This is a genomic window from Ruegeria sp. BHSA123 (genome assembly GCF_059613425.1).
The window spans coordinates 158,535-176,352 of sequence record NZ_JBXWSL010000002.1 but is presented as its reverse complement, the minus strand read 5'-3'; the positions used below and the strand labels follow the sequence as shown (position 1 = coordinate 176,352).

Sequence of the window (17,818 nt, the reverse complement as noted above, 5' to 3'; positions counted from 1 at the left end):
GATCAGAACCGAGCCTGAATGGTCAGGTCAAAGTTCTGTTCCTTGTCGAACGTTTCCTTTTTCAGAGCCTTCGAGAAGTTGAACTGCAAAGGTCCAAACGGTGTTTCCCATAGGACCGAGATGCCGATTACGTGACGAATGGACCCGTCTGCACCAACGATATTTGCCCCTGCGGTGTTCACATCGTTGATGTTGTATAGGTTTCCAACATCATAGAACAGACCGCCCCGCAGGCCCAGCTCCTCGGGCAGACCCAAGGGGAAATCGGTTTCAAAACGCGCGACCCAGTAATAGTTGCCACCGATGGCATCATCCTGGCCATTGGACAAATCACGCGGGCCAATACCGGCCGGTTCAAACCCGCGGAAGGTACGAGGCCCCAAAACAAAGCGGTCAACAGCGCGGCTGAAACCATCGCCAGTCCAATTAAACGCACCCAGTTCCAGTGTTGCACGCAGAACGACTTCTTCGTTCCAGACCCGTGTTTGGGCGATCCCGCGAGCGGTGGTTTTGAAGTATTTGTTATCGCCACCAAGACCCGCCGCGTCGACGCCAACCTCGAACAGAACGCCTGAATTCGGGTCCAGACCACCGATCCGGCTGTCATAGATGTATGACAGTCCCAGCGAGCTGGATGTCCGTTTCCCCTGCGCAATCTCAGACGCAATCACCGCACCGTTGACCTGATCGCTCTGCTGGGTCATCTCGCTGCGGTCCCAGTCATAGCGCAACCGAAGAGCAGAAAGTTCGCCGATTGCATAGGTCAGTTGAGGTGTGAAAAACAACGAGCTCGTGTCGTAACTTGCAAAGCCGGAATTGGTTGCCGACAGACCCAGTCCAAGGTCGAAACGCAGCTTTCGGCCCAGCAAATAGGGCTCGGTAAAGTTAATCGTGTACTGTTCTGAATCCTGTGCTGTCGAGATGGACACACCAAGATTCTGACCGCGTCCCAGGAAGTTCGACTCGTTCAGGCCGATTGCAATCCCGAAGCCGTCTGTGACCGAGTAGCTGCCGCCAAGGCTCAGAGAGCCTGTAGGCTGTTCTTCGACATCAACATCCAGAATGACCTGGCTGGGTGACGACCCTTCCCGAGGCTCAACTTCCGCAACCGCAAAGAACCCAAGCGCATTGATGCGTTCCGCGGCCTGACGGATTTCACGCGGGTTGAACGGGTCACCTTCGACGGTGTCGAACTGACGGCGGATCACACGGTCCAGCGTGGTGGTGTTGCCTTCGATATCGATCCGCTCAACAAAAATACGCGGACCCTTCGTCAGAACAAATTCGACGTCCAGGGTAAGATCTCGGTCATTGCGCGTCACACGCGGTTCAACACGCAGGAAATCAACGCCCTGCTTCGTCCCAAGGCGCTCTTGCCGCGCGATCGAGTTTTCCACCAGCGTCGGCGTATAGGTCACGCCAGGTTTGATTTTCAGCGCATCCTGATACGGCGCCGCATCGACCCCGGCGATTTCGCTAACCGTCGTTATCTTTCCAAACGAGAACTTTTGGCCTTCGGTGACGTTCATCACCAGAAAGAAGGCATCCCGTTCGCGGGTAAATTCGACGTTGGCGCTGTTCACACGGAAATCGATATAGCCCCGCGACAGGTAGAAATCACGAATGACTTGTTTGTCGAATTCGATGCGGTCGCCGATAAACGTGTCGTTGCGGAAGAATGTCCGCAGAAACGTTGCCTGTTTGGTTTCCAGTACCCGGCGCAGCCTCCGGTCCGAAAAGGCGCGGTTGCCGACAAAGCTGACGCGCTCGACCTCAATGGTCGTGCCTTCTGCCACTTCAAAGACCAGATCGACCCGGTTGTCGCTGCGACGGATGATGCGAGGAATGACAGTTGCCGCGACACGACCCTGGGCCGAATACACTTCGGCGATCGTGTCAGCATCCGCTTCGGCCGCCTGAGGCGTAAAAACCCGGCGTGGTTGCGACGAGATCACGTCCAGAAGAACGTCGTCTTTGACGCGAGCATTCCCTTCAATGCTGATCTGGTTGATCGTTGGGTATTCCTGAACCTGAATGACCAGAGTCGTGCCGCGCGGTGTCAGTTCGACTGTTTCAAATACACCACTGTCAAGCAAACGCTGATAGGCATCGTTAAGCTGTCCGGCCGTTACGGTCTGGCCCGGTTCTATTCCGGTACGAGCGATGATTGTCCCGGTTTCGATCCGGCGATTCCCCTCAACATCAAACGAGTTGATCGTGTAGCTTTGCGCCGATGCCGCATGTGGAAACGCCAGTAAGCTTACCGCAACAAAAAGGAAAAAAACCGTTAGCGCCTGCCACAAAATATTGTTTATCGGCTTATGCCCCCCGCAGGATGTGCCTGCGTCTCGCCTGTCAGTCATTTTATGCTCTACCCAGAATTTTGAGACTTTAATGCTGAGTAACGGGATTGAATGAGCTTGTCAAAAGGCGATATCGAAGCAGTCAGGCAGACAGCCACGGGACAACAGACCTACGATTTTCCCGAGAATCACATTCCCGCCAGATAGGCGGCCCCAGCCATTGCCAACGCTGTAACGGCAAAGCTCAGCATAACGTCCCAATTCAACATGAACAGGAAGCTAAAGCTTTGATACGATTTTTTCAGCGTTTTGGACATGACTGTTCCCTTTTGACGGGAATACTGTAGCGCTGAAATATGGCGGGAATGCGGCTGGAATTTGCTCCAGCCGCCACATTCAGCAGAACAGGTCGTTGCTGACCGAAAACAGCATCAGCGTCAGAATGATCGCAATTCCAATGCCCATGAGTATGCGCAACGCCCGGTCGCTGGGTGGTTTCCCGGCAATGGCCTCGTAGGCGTAGAAAATCAGATGCCCGCCATCCAGCGCCGGAATGGGAAACAGGTTCAACAAGCCTACGGCCGTCGAAAGGACAGCAATGAAGAAGATAAAGTTCTGCGCCCCCTGGCTGGCCATCGCCCCCGAGGTTTCGGCAATTCCGATTGGCCCCGAGATGTTGCAGGTGCTGATTGCGCCCGTCACCATGTGCCACATGCCGGACAAGGACCCTTCGATGATGCGGCCTGTCTGGATGACACCGCCCTTTAGGGAATCGAAAAGACCAGCCGGTACCGTAGCAGGCTCCAGCATCATGCCACCGACGATTCCGATGCGCCAATGGGTGACAAAACCACCATCAGGCTGCGGTTCATCCGTGCGCCGGGGCGCTAGGGCAAATTCCAACTCGGACCCATCCCGCCAGACTTCAAGCAGCAAGACGCGGCCGTCCGATCCTTCGACATGATCCTTTAGCTGTTCGAAGGCAAAGATCGGTTCACCATTGACCGAGGTGATGACATCCCCTTGCTTCAGTTGGATATCCATAGCCGCGCTACGCGGAGCAACCTGACGGATCAGCGGCGGAAGCATCCAGGGGGCCTGAACCTCAAGGGGGTGGCCATCGCGGATCACGGAATAATCCAGAACCGGTTGAACAGGCAGTTGGTCGATGAATTCCTTCCATGCGACTTCTTCGTCATAGTCCGGTGTCGGACGACCGGCGATAGCCGTAATCACATCTCCCTCGCGCAATTCCTGCACGGTGCCTGGCAAAGGCTGCAACGCGCCAACGGTCAGGGGTTCACGCGAAACGCCCTGTGACCAGAAGATCAGGCCAAAAACCAGAATGGACATGGCGAAATTAAAGACCGGGCCAGCCGCGACAGTTGCTGCCCGTGCCCATAGCGGGGCGCCGTGCATGGTGCGGCGCAACTCCTCAGGATTTTGGGTCGCGATGTCTTCCATCGCCTCTTCATCCTTGCCCGAGGCCGCATTGGCATCGCCCAGAAACTTTACATATCCACCAAAAGGCAATGCTGCGATCTGCCACTTGGTTCCGCGCTTATCCTTGCGGCTCCAGAGCACCGGCCCGAACCCGAGCGAGAAGACTTCGGCATGGATACCCGACCACCTGCCCACAATGTAGTGGCCATATTCATGCACGGCCACAATGACCGACAGCGCAATAACAAAGGCAACAATCGTCCACAGCAGATTGCCGAATTGCGGGATCAGGGAAAGTACGTCCAAAATTCTATCCTGCTCGTTCCATCACAGTGTTATCGACCCACTGACGTGCCAGATGGTCGGTTTGCTGTACGTTATCAAGTGTCATCGGGGCATCAATAAGGCCACCCGTTGCGTCAAACCTGTCCAATACGGCAGAAACGGTGTCCGCCATATCAAGAAAGCCGATCCGGCGCGCAATGAAGTGATCCAGCGCGCGTTCCTTGGCGGCATTGAATACCGCGCCGGCCAGCCCACCGCGCTCCATAACGTCCCAAGCAAGTTTTAGGGCTGGATAGCGTGTGAGATCCGGTTCGTTAAAGCGCAGCTGAGCCAGCTTTGCCAGGTCCAGCCGCTGAACCGGCAGCTTCTGCCTTTCCGGCCAGTGCAACGCATACCCTATGGCATGGCGCATATCGGGGGCGCCCATATGTGCCATCATTGCGCCATCTCGAAACCCGACCATTGCATGGACAATGGATTCGGGATGAACCAAAACTTCGATTTGATCCGGAGATACTCCGAAATATTCTTTTGTTTCTATTACTTCCAACGCCTTGTTGAACATCGAGGCACTGTCGATTGTGATCCGCTGTCCCATATCCCAATTCGGATGGCTGGACGCTTGTTCGACGGTGGCGTTTGCCAGATCCTTCAGCGGCCAGTCGCGGAACGCTCCGCCACTTGCGGTGATAATCACGCGTTCGACCGTTTTGATATCTTCGCCAACCAGCGCCTGAAACACGGCAGAATGCTCACTGTCGACCGGAAGCAAACGCGCGTCATGGTTTTTTGCAGTTTCCAGAACCAGTGATCCGGCGCAGACCAGTGTTTCCTTGTTGGCCAAGGCCAGTGTCGTCCCTTGTTTCAGGGCTTCGATCCCAGGCGCAAGGCCCGCTGCCCCGACGATTGCTGACATGACCCAATCCGCCGGACGCGCGGCAGCCTCGGCAATTGCGTGCGGCCCGGCCGCCACTTCGACCCCACTGCCTGCCAAGGCGACGCGCAGGTCCTCCAACCTGTCTTCGTGTGCCGTGACAGCCAGATCGGCGCGCAACCGACGAGCGTCATCGGCAAGTTGTTGAATATTCGCACCGCCGGTAAGCGCCACCACATCATAGCCTTCGGGATTACGCGAAATCAGATCAAGCGTGTTTTGCCCGATCGAACCCGTGGCGCCAAGAACGGAAATCCGTCGCATTACATCTCACCCGGCGTGTACAGAAGCCCTGCGATCAGAACAAACACCGCAGCCCCCATCATGCCGTCGAACCGATCCAGAAAGCCGCCATGGCCGGGGATCAGGTTCGAACTGTCCTTGACCCCGAACTTACGTTTGATCGCGCTTTCGATTATGTCACCCGCCTGGCTGGCCATTGATGCGAAAACGGAAACAACAACAAAGGCAAATCCGAAACCCGCGTGGCTTGCGAAGGCGATACCGACACAGGCCGCGGCAGCCCATCCGCCTGCCGTTCCAGACCATGTTTTCTTGGGGCTGACCTTTGGCCAGAACTTGGGCCCTCCGACCATTTTGCCCACAAAATAGCCCGCCACATCCGTGGCCACCACCACCGCTATCAGCCAGACCATCCAGCCAAATCCCGAGTTTTCGCGAATGGAAATGAATCCCAGACCAGCCGCAACAATCCAGACCGCGAACAAGCCGTATAAGGTTTTCGAACGACCGATCTGTCCCATACCCACCAAAGCTGGCGCAAGCACGACAGGGAGCGTGTATAGCGCCGGCAGGTGGTAGCTGAGGATAACGGCAAACGCAGTCAGAACGCCCAACTGCACGGCCACACCCTGGCTTTCAGGGTCAATCATCCGGACCAGTTCCCAGGTCATCAGGCCACAAGCAGCTGCAATGAAGACCTCGAACCAGAGACCGCCAAGCCAGACTTCGATGGCCCCTATCGCAACCAGAACGGCGGCAGAAAGGACCCGACTCGTCAGATCAGACCACCGGCCATCACTCATGCCAGAACCGCCCCGTACCGGCGCTCTCTGGCCCCATAGTTGCGACATAGCCTTTCGAGTTCTGCCGCGGTGAAATCCGGCCACAACGTATCTATAAATTCATACTCGGAATAGGCGGACTGCCACAGCAGAAAATTTGAAATCCGTGCTTCGCCACTGGTTCGAATGACAAGGTCGGGATCCGGAAGAACGCGTGTATCCAGATACTTAGGCAACGTTTCTTCATCCACATCCTCGGGTTTAAGCTGCCCGTCGGCCACATCCCGCGCGAGACGTTTGGTGGCGCGCGCTACTTCGTCCCGACCGCCATAATTCAGGGCGACCGTCAGATGAACAAGGTCGTTGTCCTTGGTTTCTTCTTCCAGTGAATCCATCAATTCGATCAGTTTTGAATCCAACCTTACCCGATCACCTATGAACCGAACCCGGATGCCATTATCTGCCAGGGTCCGTGTCTCCTTGATGATGTAGCGCCGAAACAGGCTCATCAACCCGGCCACCTCAACCTGCGTTCGCTTCCAGTTCTCGGTCGAGAATGCAAACACAGTCAGGTACTTGATCCCCAGATGTGGACAGGCCTCGACAACCTCGCGAACACGCCGCGCACCGGCATGGTGCCCAAACAGCCTGGGGCGACCACGCGCCTGCGCCCAGCGGCCATTGCCATCCATGATGATAGCGACATGGCGCGGGCCGCAGACCGGATCGGTTTGGGGATCTTTCGGCATCAGACCAGATCAGACCTGCATGATTTCAGTTTGCTTGGTTTCAAGCGCCGCATCTACAGCCTTGATCATCGCATCCGTCAGATCCTGCACTTCGCTTTCCCACAGCTTCTGGTCGTCTTCAGACATACCGTCCGCTTTTGCCTTCTTGATCTGATCCATGCCGTCCCGGCGCACATTGCGGATCGCGATCCGGGCGCTTTCCGCATATTGGCCAGCGACCTTGCCCAGTTCACGGCGACGCTCTTCGTTCAACTCGGGAATCGGCAGCATTATGATTGTGCCGTTCAGCTGCGGGTTGATGCCCAATCCGCTTTCGCGAATGGCCTTTTCAACCTTTCCTACCAATGACTTATCCCACACATTTATAGTGACCATGCGCGGCTCTGGGACGTTGACGGTGCCCACCTGGTTGATCGGTGTCGTCGAGCCGTAAGCGTCTACCATAATAGGCTCAAGCATCGAAGCCGATGCGCGCCCGGTTCTCAGCGAGGCAAATTCGGTTCTCAGATTGGCCATTGCGCCATCCATGCGGCGTTTCAGGTCATCGGTGTCCAGTTCGAAGTCGTCAGACATGCTGCTCACTCCCCGTATTCAGGTACTCTTTGGATGGGTCTTACGCCATCACATTTGGGATGTATAGCAATCATGAGGCGGTTTTGTACCAATGGCCAGAGGTGTTGCGATCAATTTGTACCAAACGCACCTTCGCAAAACCCGACACGGCATCGTATCGGGTTTAGGCTGTCATCTGCGCTCAGGCATTCAAATCGACAACAACGCGCCCTTTGACCTGCCCTTTCAGGATATCGGCACCCAGTTGCGGAAGATCAAACAAGGCCGCCGGTTGAACCATCGACTCGAGCTTGTCCATGGGCAGGTCGGTTGCGATCCTTTGCCAGGCACGAACCCGGTTTTCATAGGGTTGCATGACACTGTCGATGCCAAGAAGGTTCACACCGCGCAGCAGGAAAGGAATCACCGTTGCAGGCAACGCCGCACCGCCCGCCAGACCCACGGCCGCGACCGAGCAGCCGTATTTCATTTGCCCAAGCACACGCGCCAGCATCGCACCGCCCACGGCATCCACGCAACCCGCCCAGGTTTCACTTTCCAACGGGCGCTTGGTAGTCTCATTCAGCTCATCGCGGGGCACTATTGTCGTTGCACCCAGCGATTTCAGATAATCTCCGGTTTCGGGTCGCCCGGTCACGGCAGCCACCTGATAGCCGAGATGACCCAGAATGGCAGTGGCCACCGACCCGACACCACCGGCCGCCCCGGTTACCAGAACCGGGCCGCGATCGGGGGTCAGCCCGTGATCCTCCAACGCCATCACGGCCAGCATCGCGGTAAACCCGGCGGTACCAACAGCCATCGCCTGCCGGGTATCAAGCCCATCCGGCAGAGGAACCAGCCAGTCCGCCTTGGCACTGGCTTTCTGCGAATAACCACCCCAATGCGCCTCGCCTACCCGCCACCCGGTCAGAACAACCTTGTCACCCGGCTTGTAACGCGCATCGGTCGATGCCTCGACAGTACCGGCATAATCAATTCCGGGGACATGCGGATACGCCCGCACCAAACCGCCCCCCTTGGGGGACAGACACAGACCGTCCTTGTAGTTCACTGTGGAATATTCAACCGCGACCGTGACGTCGCCATGCGGCAGATCATCCAGCGTGAGTTGCCTGACCGACGCGCTCGCCAAACCGCTTTCTTCGTCCTTGTCCATCACAAGTGCATTGAACATCTCTCAATTCCTTTCGTGTTTCTGTAACCGGCCCGTTGTTTCACCTGGCCCCAAATATCCCGGGGGAGTCGCGCAGCGACGGGGGCAGCGCCCCCAAAACCCCCCTTTAAATCCAGAAATGCGGCTGCACGGTCGCGCGGCGCATTCCATCTGGTGTTTCTACGTCCAGCTCCGTTCCCGCATCCCAATGGCTCAGGCGTACCATGCCAATGGCGACGTTGGTGTTGAAATCGGGTGACCACGCGGCCGAGGTCACCTGCCCCACACGCTTGCCGTCCGCGTAAAGGCCCCATGGGCGGTCGCAGCCCGGTACAGGATCGCCGGCAATGGCGACGGGGCGGATTTGCTGAACAGGCCCTTCCTTGGCCACACGCAGCAACGCGTCCCGACCGATACAGCCAATCGCAGTATGTGTGTTGCAGAACTTGCCCAAACCGCACTCATGCGGGGTGTTGTTGTCGGTCATGTCATTGCCATAAGACAGCAGACCACCTTCAATCCGTTCGATCACGTTCGGGCATCCGGCGCGCACCTGCAAATCTTCCCCTGCTGCAAACAGGGCGTTCCACAGGGGCATGCCGATATCGCTGCCTTCCACATAAATCTCGAACCCGCCCTGTTTGGAATAACCGGATCGCGCCACAGCCAGATCGCGACCTTCAAACTGGAACATATCGAATTTGAAGAACCGGATGTCGCGCACCCGGTCGCCAAAGACACGCGCCATCAGGTCGTCGGCTTTGGGACCCTGAACAGCAAGAGGTGACACATCCGGTTCGTCCACCAGCACATCCAGACGATATCCAACGGCGATTCCCTTGACCCACAACAACAGGTCGCTGTCAGCGATTGAAATCCACCAGCGGTCTTCGGACAGTTTTACCGCAACCGGGTCATTCAGCATGCCTCCGGTTTCGTCCACGATGGGGACATAGAAACATTGCCCCGGCAACATCCCCCGTAAATCGCGCGGGGTCAGCATCTGCATCAGACGCGCGGCGTCCGGTCCGCGTAGCTCGATCTGCCGCTCGCATGCGACATCCCAGACCTGCACGTGGGATTTCAGGTGCCGGTAATCGGCTTCGACGCTGTCGAAGACCGTGGGCAACAGCATACGGTTATAAACCGTGTATCCCTTGACCCCTGCGGCCTCGACCCCTTCTGAAAACGGTGTGCGCCGCAAGCGGCGAGAGGCGGAAATCTGCGGCATTCAAACCTCCTTGGGCATAAAGACGATGTCGCTGACGGGCGTTTGCGAACCAACTTCGGTCAGCATTTTGTGCAATTGATCCCGGTGGTGGGTCTGATGGTTGAAGAAATGGATGACACAGTTTTCGTAAGACATTGTGATGTCGACCTCTTTTACGACTAAGCACCTTTTGATTGGCCCAAGCAACAGACAGTTTCTGATGCGACAACTATTGCAGAAACTCGGCCAACTGCGAGTTTTGCCAGTGATTTTACCGCGCCATCTCTTGCGCAAGTGCGCCTGAGATCATCACTTGGGCCCGTGCCAATCAATCGGACAGATTTCAGCGGACTTGCCGCCAAAATCCCAAACGCGCCCGTAGTCGCGCACTTTCGACTTGGTGCCGCGGGCCACGATGATGTCAGGACCCATCCAGTATTTTGAGTTTGAAACCATCACGGGATGTTCGGGGTCTTTGCCCGCCAGCATCTCGATCTCACCCTGAATCTTGCGGCCGATCATGATGCGGCGCTTGGTGCCGTCACGCTCGATCTGAACCGGCGCCCGTTCGGCCCCGATGATTTCGCTGACGAGCATGGTGAACAGACCGGTGGTACCGCCCGCCTGCCCGCTGAAGATTTGCAGCAGCCCGTTATAGGCTTTGCCGCTGGCGCGCTCATCTACGTAAGCCGCCACTTTCCACTGGCCTTCGCCCATCCGGCCGGGAATATCGACCAGCAGGCCGATATTCAGACCCGACAGGTCCTCGCCCTCGTAATGGCCCTCATCAACGACAATACCCATCCAGGCATGACAATGCCCTTCGGTCGGAGGGTGCGCGCCCAGTGAAACGACGCAGGGACAGAACACATCGCACGAGCAGTTCAGGATCAACTCCCCCTTGATGGCCCAGTCCGTCGGGCTCATCTCGCGACGTTTGGGATTGGGCATCCGGCTGTCGATACGCTGGCTGACGGGCAACCGGTCGGCATCCGGTTTTCTGTTCTTTGCCATTGGCTTATCCTCCGTAGTTAATAGGGTAAACGAGCAGGACAAGACCGCCCGCAATCAATACAAATCCCACCGGTCGGGTTACAGCATGACCGATCTGGGGAAGTTTCTCCAAAACCATGAATAGGGTCGCAAGACCCATCCACAAAAGGCTCATGACACCGCCCACAAAACCAAGCGCCATGAAACCCCAGCAGCATCCGACGCAGAAGGCACCAAGGTCCAGCCCCATGCGGACGCCGCCCGCAAATCCAGTTCTCCAATGGCCCAGGAAATAGGCCATAGGGGCGTGGCACACACCATGGCAGACCTCTTTGGCGCGCGAGAACTGAAACGCGCCAACTACGATCATCAACCCGCCCGCAACCCAGCCGGACCTGGCAATGCCCAGCATATCAATCACGCCACCAAACAGCAGGGCCCGCTGCGTTCCCGCGATCACAGCCGCAAACCCGACCCAAACCAACGAATACCCTGCAAGTACACCCAGCCAACCGGCACGGGTGCCATTGGCACCGCGGATCAGGTCGTCATAGCTGCGCAGGGTTGGCACAAGTGTCGGCAGCATCATGGCCGCCATCATGATCGCCCACATCCAGAACAGCGTGCCAAACTCGGCCATCGGCATGTACATATCCATGCGCGGGTCCATCGCAGCCATCGCCTGCCCCATGGGCCCCGGACGACCAATCAGGTCAAGGTCCATGTCGCGGCCCATCGCGAACATGACCCACCACGCCCACAGGATCAGGACATAAAAGCCCAGCCACATTCCGCTGCGCAGCCAAGTACGACTCACTTCGGCCTCCCGACTCAACTCTCTTGCTTTTCAAATGTCAGACTTTTAAATGTCAGACAAATAAAAATTTGCTCAGGGTCTTCTGAACATGAAAACCGCACCTCGGAAAACCGCCGACCTGTCTGCCCAGATTGCGCAAGCCATCCGGGACGCCATTGTTTCAGGCGAGTTGATCGTGGATGCGCGCCTGCCCTCGGAAGCGGAACTTTCCGAGCAATTTCAGGTCTCGCGCCCAACGGTGCGTGAGGCTTTGAAACGACTGGCGGCGCAGTCCCTGATCCGCACGCAGCGTGGCGCTACCGGAGGTGCGTTCGTGAACCGCCTGAGTTTCGAAGATGCCTATTCGCAGCAGATCACAACCTCGACCCTGCTGCTGTCGATGAACGCGGTCAGCTTTGATACGGCCTGCGAGGCCCGCTATGCGCTGGAGCGCGCCTGTGCCCCCCTGTCTGCCCAAAGACGAACGGCGGATCAGCTTGCCACGATGCGGGCGGAAATTTTTCGCCAGTCCCAGCCCGGCCTGACGGATGAGGCATTTTGTGCCTCAGACGTCACGTTCCACAGGGCCCTGGTGGACGGGGCCGACAACCCGGTCCTGTCCTATCAACTGGCTGGCGCGGTCGAGGCGATGCAGCCTTTGATGAACATGATTACCTTCACGGCACGTTCGCGCGAAGAAATCATCGCATTGCACACCAGAATTGCAGACGCGCTTGAGGCCAGAGACGCAGATACCGTCGACGCCGCGCTGGTCGATCTGGAACATTACACACAGCAACTGGCCCACGATGTGGCCGAACGCAAACGGAAACCGGCCTGAGGGCTTAAACGGAAACAAACTTTCAAAGGCAAAGGTACGAGCAGGCAGAATGTCATCCGGCGTCAAGACCGGAACTCTCAATATGAATTGAATGACAATGACTTACGGGAGGACGTTATGAACAAAAGACCGGACCCAACCTTTTATCCGTCAGCCAAGCTGGCAATGGAAGGCCCTGCTGAAACGCTTGCTTTCACGCTGATGCTCAGCCCCGATTTTTCGCAACCTGACGGGCTGGCAGTTGTGAATGTCGATCCAACCTCGGCCGATTTCGGGAAGATCGTGCATCAGGTGATCATGCCCGAAAAAGGCGACGAGTTTCACCATTTCGGCTGGAATGCCTGTTCCTCATCGCTGTCACCGCTCAGCGGTCATGCGTTTCTGGAACGTCGCTATCTGATCATCCCCGGTATCCGTTCTAGCCGGATATACATCATCGATGTAAAGAACCCGCTTGAGGCGAAGATTCACAAGATCATCGAACCCGAGGAAGTCTTTGATAAAACCGGGTATTCACGACCGCACACGATCCATTGCGGGCCGGAAGGCATCTATGTCAGCACGCTGGGCGGCGGCGGCGAGGACGGCACGGATGGTCCTCCGGGTATTTTCATCATGGATTGTGAAAGCTTCGAGATCATCGGGCGCTATGAGATCGAGCGCGGCGTGCAGGACAAGCATTATGATTTCTGGTGGAATCTGCCGCGCGATTACATGGTCAGTTCCGAATGGGGCCTTCCCCCACAATTTGAAAACGGGCTGGTGGCAGACGATCTGCTTTCGAACAAATACGGTCATCGCATCCATTTCTGGAACCTGCGCAACCGGACCAATATTCAGACCATCGATCTGGGCGAAAACCACCAGATGGCGTTGGAAATCCGGCCCGCGCATGACCCGGTCAAACAACACGGGTTCTGCGGCGTTGTCGTTGATACCACCAACCTTCAAGGCGCAATCTTTACGTGGTGGCGCAATGACGACGGCACGTTCGAAGCCAAGAAAACGATCACCATCGACCCGCAACCCGCTGATCCAGATGATCTTCCTGATCTTCTCAAGGGGTTTGCCGCCGTACCACCACTGGTCACCGATATCGACCTGAGTCTGGATGACAAATACCTATATGTCGCCTGCTGGGGCACCGGCGAGATGCATCAATATGATGTGTCCGATCCGATGAACCCGACCCTTGCCGGGAAGGTCGAAATCGGAGGGATTGTCAAAAAGACCAAACATCCGAACGGTCAGACTTTTGGCTATGGGCCGCAAATGGTCGAGATCAGCCGCGATGGTAAACGCGTCTATTGGACCAATTCGCTTTATTCCACGTGGGACGATCAGTTCTATCCCGAAGAAGGCGGCGCGGCCATGGTCAAGGCGGATGTGGGCGAGAATGGCGGGCTGGTTTTGGACCCGAAATTCTGGGTCGATTTCCCCAAAGGATATCGCAGCCACCAAATCCGGCTGGAGGGCGGAGATTGTTCAACCGACAGTTTCTGTTACCCCTCGGTCTGAATTGGAAACCCTGATGACATCAACGGCTGGCCTTTGGCTGGCCGTTGTTCTGAGCGGCGCGTATCACGGGCTGAACCCCGGGATGGGCTGGCCGCTGGCGGTTTCCTCTGCCCTGATGGAGCAGCGCCAATCCGCCCTGTGGCGCGCACTGGCGGCCTTGGCCGGTGGGCATTTCGTTGCCATGCTGGGTGTCCTTCTGCCCTTTGCGCTGATGGCCGTTCTGGTCGATTATCAAAAGGAAATCCGCATCTGGGCTGCGTTGATTGTCATCGCGATGGGGCTTTACATTGCAATCACCCGCCGCCATCCCCGTTTTCTGTCGCGTATACCACCCAGCAAACTGGCTCTGTGGTCGTTTCTCGTGGCTCTTGCGCACGGGGCCGCCCTTATGCTGGTTCCGATCTATCTGGGCCTGTGCCAGCTGGATGAACTGGATGCCGGTCATCAGGCGATTTCCAAAATCATGACAACAAACGGTCTGCTGGTTCTGGGAGTTGCGGCCTTGCATACCGCCGCCATGGTTCTGGGCGGAGGGTTTCTGGCCTTCGCCGTTTATCGTTGGCTGGGGCTGCGTTTCCTGTCCCGCAGCTGGTTCAACCTTGAACTCATCTGGGCGCTGAGCCTTGTTTTGGTTGGTCTTTTGGGGCTGTGGTCGGCGGTTTGATCGCTTTCCTTTGAGCCGGAACACACTGTCCTTGGGCGTAATCAATGCCGGTGCCGCGCTAGACCAGTTCCTGCCATTGGCGCTGGATAACCCGCCTTTCTTGAAGGCAGCTACTTTCGGTGGAATCGAACGGGTGCTAGTGATATGGTTGATCGCTGGAAACTTCAATAGGGTCGCGTAACGCTCTGTAATTAAAGACAACAAAGATGTGCAATCCGGGTTTGCATCCGCCGCTCACCTCACCTATATATGAGATGTCCTTCGGGACTATGGACATAAACGCGCTCGTAATAAGCGGATCGGACCCGGGGGCGGTACCCGGCGGCTCCACCAAAATCCTTCGTTTGAGGATCATGGGGCCGAAACAGGATCGACGAACGTCTAAAGGGGTAAGCTTTGTCTCGGCTGTCTGCCACCGTTACCGGCGAAAACAGTACAATTGCAAACGACAATCGTGCTCCGGTTGCAGTTGCTGCGTAAGCAGTAACAAGACCGAAACTTAAGTCCTTGCGCCTAGCCGCGTAAGGCGGGGTTCGCAGGTACCTGGCAACAGAAACCTGCACTTCCCCCCAATATGTCTGATATTTATGCCGCCCTTGCGCAGATTCAGAGTTTGTTCATTCCTTTTTGCCATCGTGTTCGCAGTTGGACAGGAGCGTTGGGATGACGAATTCAGAGATACTCAGATCCTGGTATTCTGAGGTTTGGGAAAACGGAAACACCGAGGCGATCGATCAGTTCTTTGCACCCGAAACCATGGCCGAGGGGCTGATCCCCGAAATGCAGGTGGGTGCGGACGATTTTCGGGACCTCGTCACGGCGTTTCGTCATGTCTTAGGGGATATCAAGGTGGATTTGCCCAAGATCATCGAGAATGGCGATTGGGTATCCGCAATCCTGCATGTGCAGACGTGCCGGGCCGATAACGGTGCCCCTTTGGAGGTGACCGGTCAGGTCATGGCCCGGTTCAAAGACAATAAGATGGTCGAAGCGTATAATCATTTCGATTTCATCTCGTTTTTTGAAGAGATGGGTCAGTTTCCCGCCGATACCCTTCCCGTGTGCATGACCGGTCAGCGGCCCGACTGGTCCTGACGGTTCAAACCGCAATCTTGACCCCCTATGTTCTTGCGCGGTAGCACTGACTCAGGGGGTCAGCTTGCGAACACCCCGTGAGGCGTCAGCCCAAGCTTCGCATGGATCCGAATGACTAAAGGAGACATGCTATGGCTGCTCTTAACGCCATTACACCGACCCAATTGAGCCGGTTAATCGGAACGCCTCAGGCGCCTGTTCTGATCGATATACGCACTGATGCGGATTTCAGTAAGGATCCGCGGCTGATTCCGGGATCAATTCGCTGTCCGCACACGGAAATCGACGCGATGAGTCGTCTGATTGGTAACGACCCTTGTGTAATAATCTGCCACAAGGGCAAAAAGCTCAGTCAGGGGGTAGCGTCCTGGCTACGAGGGGCGGGCAAAAACGCCGAACATCTGGAAGGTGGGTTTGAAGGGTGGCACGAACAGCGTGAGGCGCCGTTGATCCCCCAGTCGGTATTACCGGCGCGCGTTAATGGCAGCACATTGTGGGTTACGCGCCAAAGACCCAAAATTGACCGCATCGCCTGCCCCTGGCTGATCCGCCGGTTTGTTGACCGCAAGGCACGGTTCCTTTTCGTCGCGTCGGAAGAAGTTCAGGGAGTCGTTGATCATTTTGATGCCACCCCCTTTGACGTTCCGAGTACATTTTGGACGCATCAGGACAGCGGCTGCACATTTGACACGATGATCCGGGCATTTGACCTGCGAACCGAGGCGCTTGAGCGTATGGCCCGGATCATTCGCGCTGCGGATACCGACCAGCATGATCTGGCCCCGGAAGCCGCTGGGTTGCTGGCGTTCTCGGTAGGTTTGTCCCGCCAGTATCGCGATGACCATGCTCAACTTGAAGCCGGATTGCACCTTTATGATGCTCTGTTCCGCTGGGCACGCGACGGGTTTGATGAAAAGCATGACTGGCCATCGGGTCATGGCGCATGAGACCTTCGGCACTGGACCTTTTCAAGGTATTCGGACGGATCGGCCTGTTGTCATTTGGCGGCCCCGCCGCCCAGATCTCGCTGATGCATCAAGAACTGGTCGAGCGCAGGCCCTGGCTGGATGAACAGACCTATCTGCGCGCGCTTTCCTTGTGCATGTTGCTGCCCGGTCCAGAGGCAATGCAATTGGCAACCTATGCTGGCTGGCGCTTGCGCGGTGTCGTGGGCGGGCTGATTGCGGGCAGCCTGTTCGTTTTGCCAGGGGCGTTTGTGATTGCTGTTCTAGTCGCGCTTTATTCAGCATTTGGCGACGTTCCACTGGTGCAATCCGCATTTACCGGCATCAAGGCGACCGTCATCGTGATCGTCCTGCAAGCCCTGCGCAAGCTGTCAGGTAAGGCGCTGACGGATATGGAACATCGTGTCATCGCGGGCCTGTCGTTTCTGTCGATCTTTCTGTTCAACCTGCCCTTCCCGCTGATCATTCTGATCGCGGCCCTGTGGGGGTATTTGCGTCATCAAGGACCCGCTGAGGCAGCCACGGCTCAGGACACGCCGCACCTTGCCCGCTCGGCCCGGACGATAGCGATCTGGTTGCCACTTTGGCTGGGGCCGCTTGTTGCGTTGACACTCAGCGGGCATCAATTGCTCAGCGATTTGGGGTGGTTCTTTGCCCGTCTGGCCGTTGTGACCTTTGGTGGTGCCTATGCCGTTCTGGCCTATATGTCGCAAACCGTTGTGGATCGGTACCACTGGATCAGTGCAGACCAGATGATCGACGGATTGGGGCTGGCGGAAACCACCCCCGGACCATTGATACTGGTTACGCAGTTCGTCGCCATGCTGGCGGGGCAGATCAACGGTGGATTCTCACTGGCGCTTGCTGCGGGCGCTGTCGCACTATGGGCAACGTTCGTGCCCTGCTTTTTGTGGATTTTCCTGACGGCCCCCTATCTTGACCGTCTGGCCACGCGTCCGCGCCTTTCTGCCGCCCTTCACGGCATCACCGCCGCTGTTGTCGGAGTGATTCTCAACCTTTCCGTGTGGTTTGCCCTGAATGTTCTTTTCGAATCGGTGCCAGATATGAATTTGGGTCCGGCGGCAATACCCGTGCCCCGACTGTCCTCGCTCGATATCCCGGCGCTTGCGTTAACCTTTATTGCTGGAATATTGATATTTAGACTAAAATTGGGGATCGGTACGGTGCTGGTTCTGATGTCAATGGCAGGGCTGGCTGCGCATAATATCTGATCAATCCGATCATACCTGCCCTTTCGTTTCCGAACA

The 17,818-nt window shown here is 56.7% G+C and carries 18 protein-coding genes and 1 other RNA gene; 7 read left to right on the top strand and 12 right to left on the bottom strand.

What is annotated here, in order from left to right; translation table 11 throughout:
* Positions 1-2 precede the first annotated feature (2 nt).
* The 12 genes from bamA to AC2FNC_RS01885 form a co-directional block, all read right to left on the bottom strand.
* Positions 3-2,363 (bottom strand): outer membrane protein assembly factor BamA, encoded by a 2,361-nt coding sequence (gene bamA / locus AC2FNC_RS01940; protein ID WP_496714501.1) that lies wholly within the window; start codon positions 2,361-2,363, stop codon positions 3-5.
* Positions 2,364-2,491: 128 nt separating this feature from the next.
* Entirely contained in the window at positions 2,492-2,620 is a 129-nt protein-coding gene (locus tag AC2FNC_RS01935) for a hypothetical protein (protein ID WP_267364732.1), read from the bottom strand.
* A 79-nt stretch (positions 2,621-2,699) separates the two neighbouring features.
* On the bottom strand, positions 2,700-4,052 hold the full coding sequence (rseP, locus tag AC2FNC_RS01930; RefSeq protein WP_480516959.1) for an RIP metalloprotease RseP: 1,353 nt from the start codon (positions 4,050-4,052) through the stop codon (positions 2,700-2,702).
* A 4-nt stretch (positions 4,053-4,056) separates the two neighbouring features.
* Positions 4,057-5,229, bottom strand: a complete 1,173-nt coding sequence (gene dxr, locus AC2FNC_RS01925) for a 1-deoxy-D-xylulose-5-phosphate reductoisomerase (protein WP_480603673.1) — start codon at positions 5,227-5,229, stop codon at positions 4,057-4,059.
* Positions 5,229-6,011 carry a phosphatidate cytidylyltransferase gene (locus tag AC2FNC_RS01920; RefSeq protein ID WP_480545597.1) on the bottom strand — a complete coding sequence of 261 codons (783 nt, stop codon included), beginning with the start codon at positions 6,009-6,011 and terminating at the stop codon, positions 5,229-5,231. Before AC2FNC_RS01920 ends, dxr begins: the two co-directional genes overlap by 1 nt.
* Positions 6,008-6,739, bottom strand: a complete 732-nt coding sequence (gene uppS, locus AC2FNC_RS01915) for an undecaprenyl pyrophosphate synthase (RefSeq protein WP_480553445.1) — start codon at positions 6,737-6,739, stop codon at positions 6,008-6,010. The genes AC2FNC_RS01920 and uppS overlap by 4 nt, the downstream gene beginning before the upstream one ends.
* Positions 6,740-6,748: 9 nt before the next feature.
* Positions 6,749-7,312, bottom strand: coding sequence for a ribosome recycling factor (frr, locus tag AC2FNC_RS01910; RefSeq protein ID WP_480472657.1), 564 nt, complete (start codon positions 7,310-7,312; stop codon positions 6,749-6,751).
* A 181-nt stretch (positions 7,313-7,493) separates the two neighbouring features.
* The gene (gene acuI / locus AC2FNC_RS01905; RefSeq protein ID WP_496714500.1) at positions 7,494-8,489 is read right to left on the bottom strand and encodes an acryloyl-CoA reductase; all 996 of its coding nucleotides are present in this window, start codon (positions 8,487-8,489) and stop codon (positions 7,494-7,496) included.
* Positions 8,490-8,595: 106 nt separating this feature from the next.
* Positions 8,596-9,699, bottom strand: coding sequence for a dimethylsulfoniopropionate demethylase (locus AC2FNC_RS01900; protein ID WP_496714499.1), 1,104 nt, complete (start codon positions 9,697-9,699; stop codon positions 8,596-8,598).
* Positions 9,700-9,834, bottom strand: a complete 135-nt coding sequence (locus tag AC2FNC_RS01895; protein WP_480623060.1) for a DinB family protein — start codon at positions 9,832-9,834, stop codon at positions 9,700-9,702.
* Positions 9,835-9,987: 153 nt separating this feature from the next.
* Entirely contained in the window at positions 9,988-10,692 is a 705-nt protein-coding gene (locus AC2FNC_RS01890; protein ID WP_480516951.1) for a DUF1326 domain-containing protein, read from the bottom strand.
* Positions 10,693-10,696: 4 nt separating this feature from the next.
* Positions 10,697-11,461: a DUF2182 domain-containing protein gene (locus AC2FNC_RS01885; RefSeq protein ID WP_480517738.1), complete on the bottom strand. Its 765-nt coding sequence runs from the start codon at positions 11,459-11,461 to the stop codon at positions 10,697-10,699.
* 115 nt (positions 11,462-11,576) lie between these two features.
* Here AC2FNC_RS01885 and AC2FNC_RS01880 point away from each other — a divergent pair, with 115 nt between their 5' ends.
* From AC2FNC_RS01880 to chrA, 7 genes are all read left to right on the top strand, one after another.
* Positions 11,577-12,308: a FadR/GntR family transcriptional regulator gene (locus AC2FNC_RS01880; RefSeq protein ID WP_480472647.1), complete on the top strand. Its 732-nt coding sequence runs from the start codon at positions 11,577-11,579 to the stop codon at positions 12,306-12,308.
* Positions 12,309-12,425: 117 nt separating this feature from the next.
* The gene (locus tag AC2FNC_RS01875) at positions 12,426-13,826 is read left to right on the top strand and encodes a selenium-binding protein SBP56-related protein (RefSeq protein ID WP_496714498.1); all 1,401 of its coding nucleotides are present in this window, start codon (positions 12,426-12,428) and stop codon (positions 13,824-13,826) included.
* 13 nt (positions 13,827-13,839) lie between these two features.
* Positions 13,840-14,490 (top strand): hypothetical protein, encoded by a 651-nt coding sequence (locus tag AC2FNC_RS01870; protein ID WP_480472643.1) that lies wholly within the window; start codon positions 13,840-13,842, stop codon positions 14,488-14,490.
* A gap of 217 nt (positions 14,491-14,707) precedes the next feature.
* Positions 14,708-15,054, top strand: a transfer-messenger RNA (tmRNA) gene (ssrA, locus tag AC2FNC_RS01865).
* Positions 15,055-15,153: 99 nt separating this feature from the next.
* Positions 15,154-15,585, top strand: a complete 432-nt coding sequence (locus AC2FNC_RS01860) for an ester cyclase (RefSeq protein WP_496714497.1) — start codon at positions 15,154-15,156, stop codon at positions 15,583-15,585.
* A 131-nt stretch (positions 15,586-15,716) separates the two neighbouring features.
* Positions 15,717-16,532, top strand: coding sequence for a chromate resistance protein ChrB domain-containing protein (locus tag AC2FNC_RS01855; RefSeq protein ID WP_480516947.1), 816 nt, complete (start codon positions 15,717-15,719; stop codon positions 16,530-16,532).
* Positions 16,529-17,782 carry a chromate efflux transporter gene (gene chrA, locus AC2FNC_RS01850; protein WP_480553436.1) on the top strand — a complete coding sequence of 418 codons (1,254 nt, stop codon included), beginning with the start codon at positions 16,529-16,531 and terminating at the stop codon, positions 17,780-17,782. Before AC2FNC_RS01855 ends, chrA begins: the two co-directional genes overlap by 4 nt.
* Positions 17,783-17,818 lie beyond the last annotated feature (36 nt).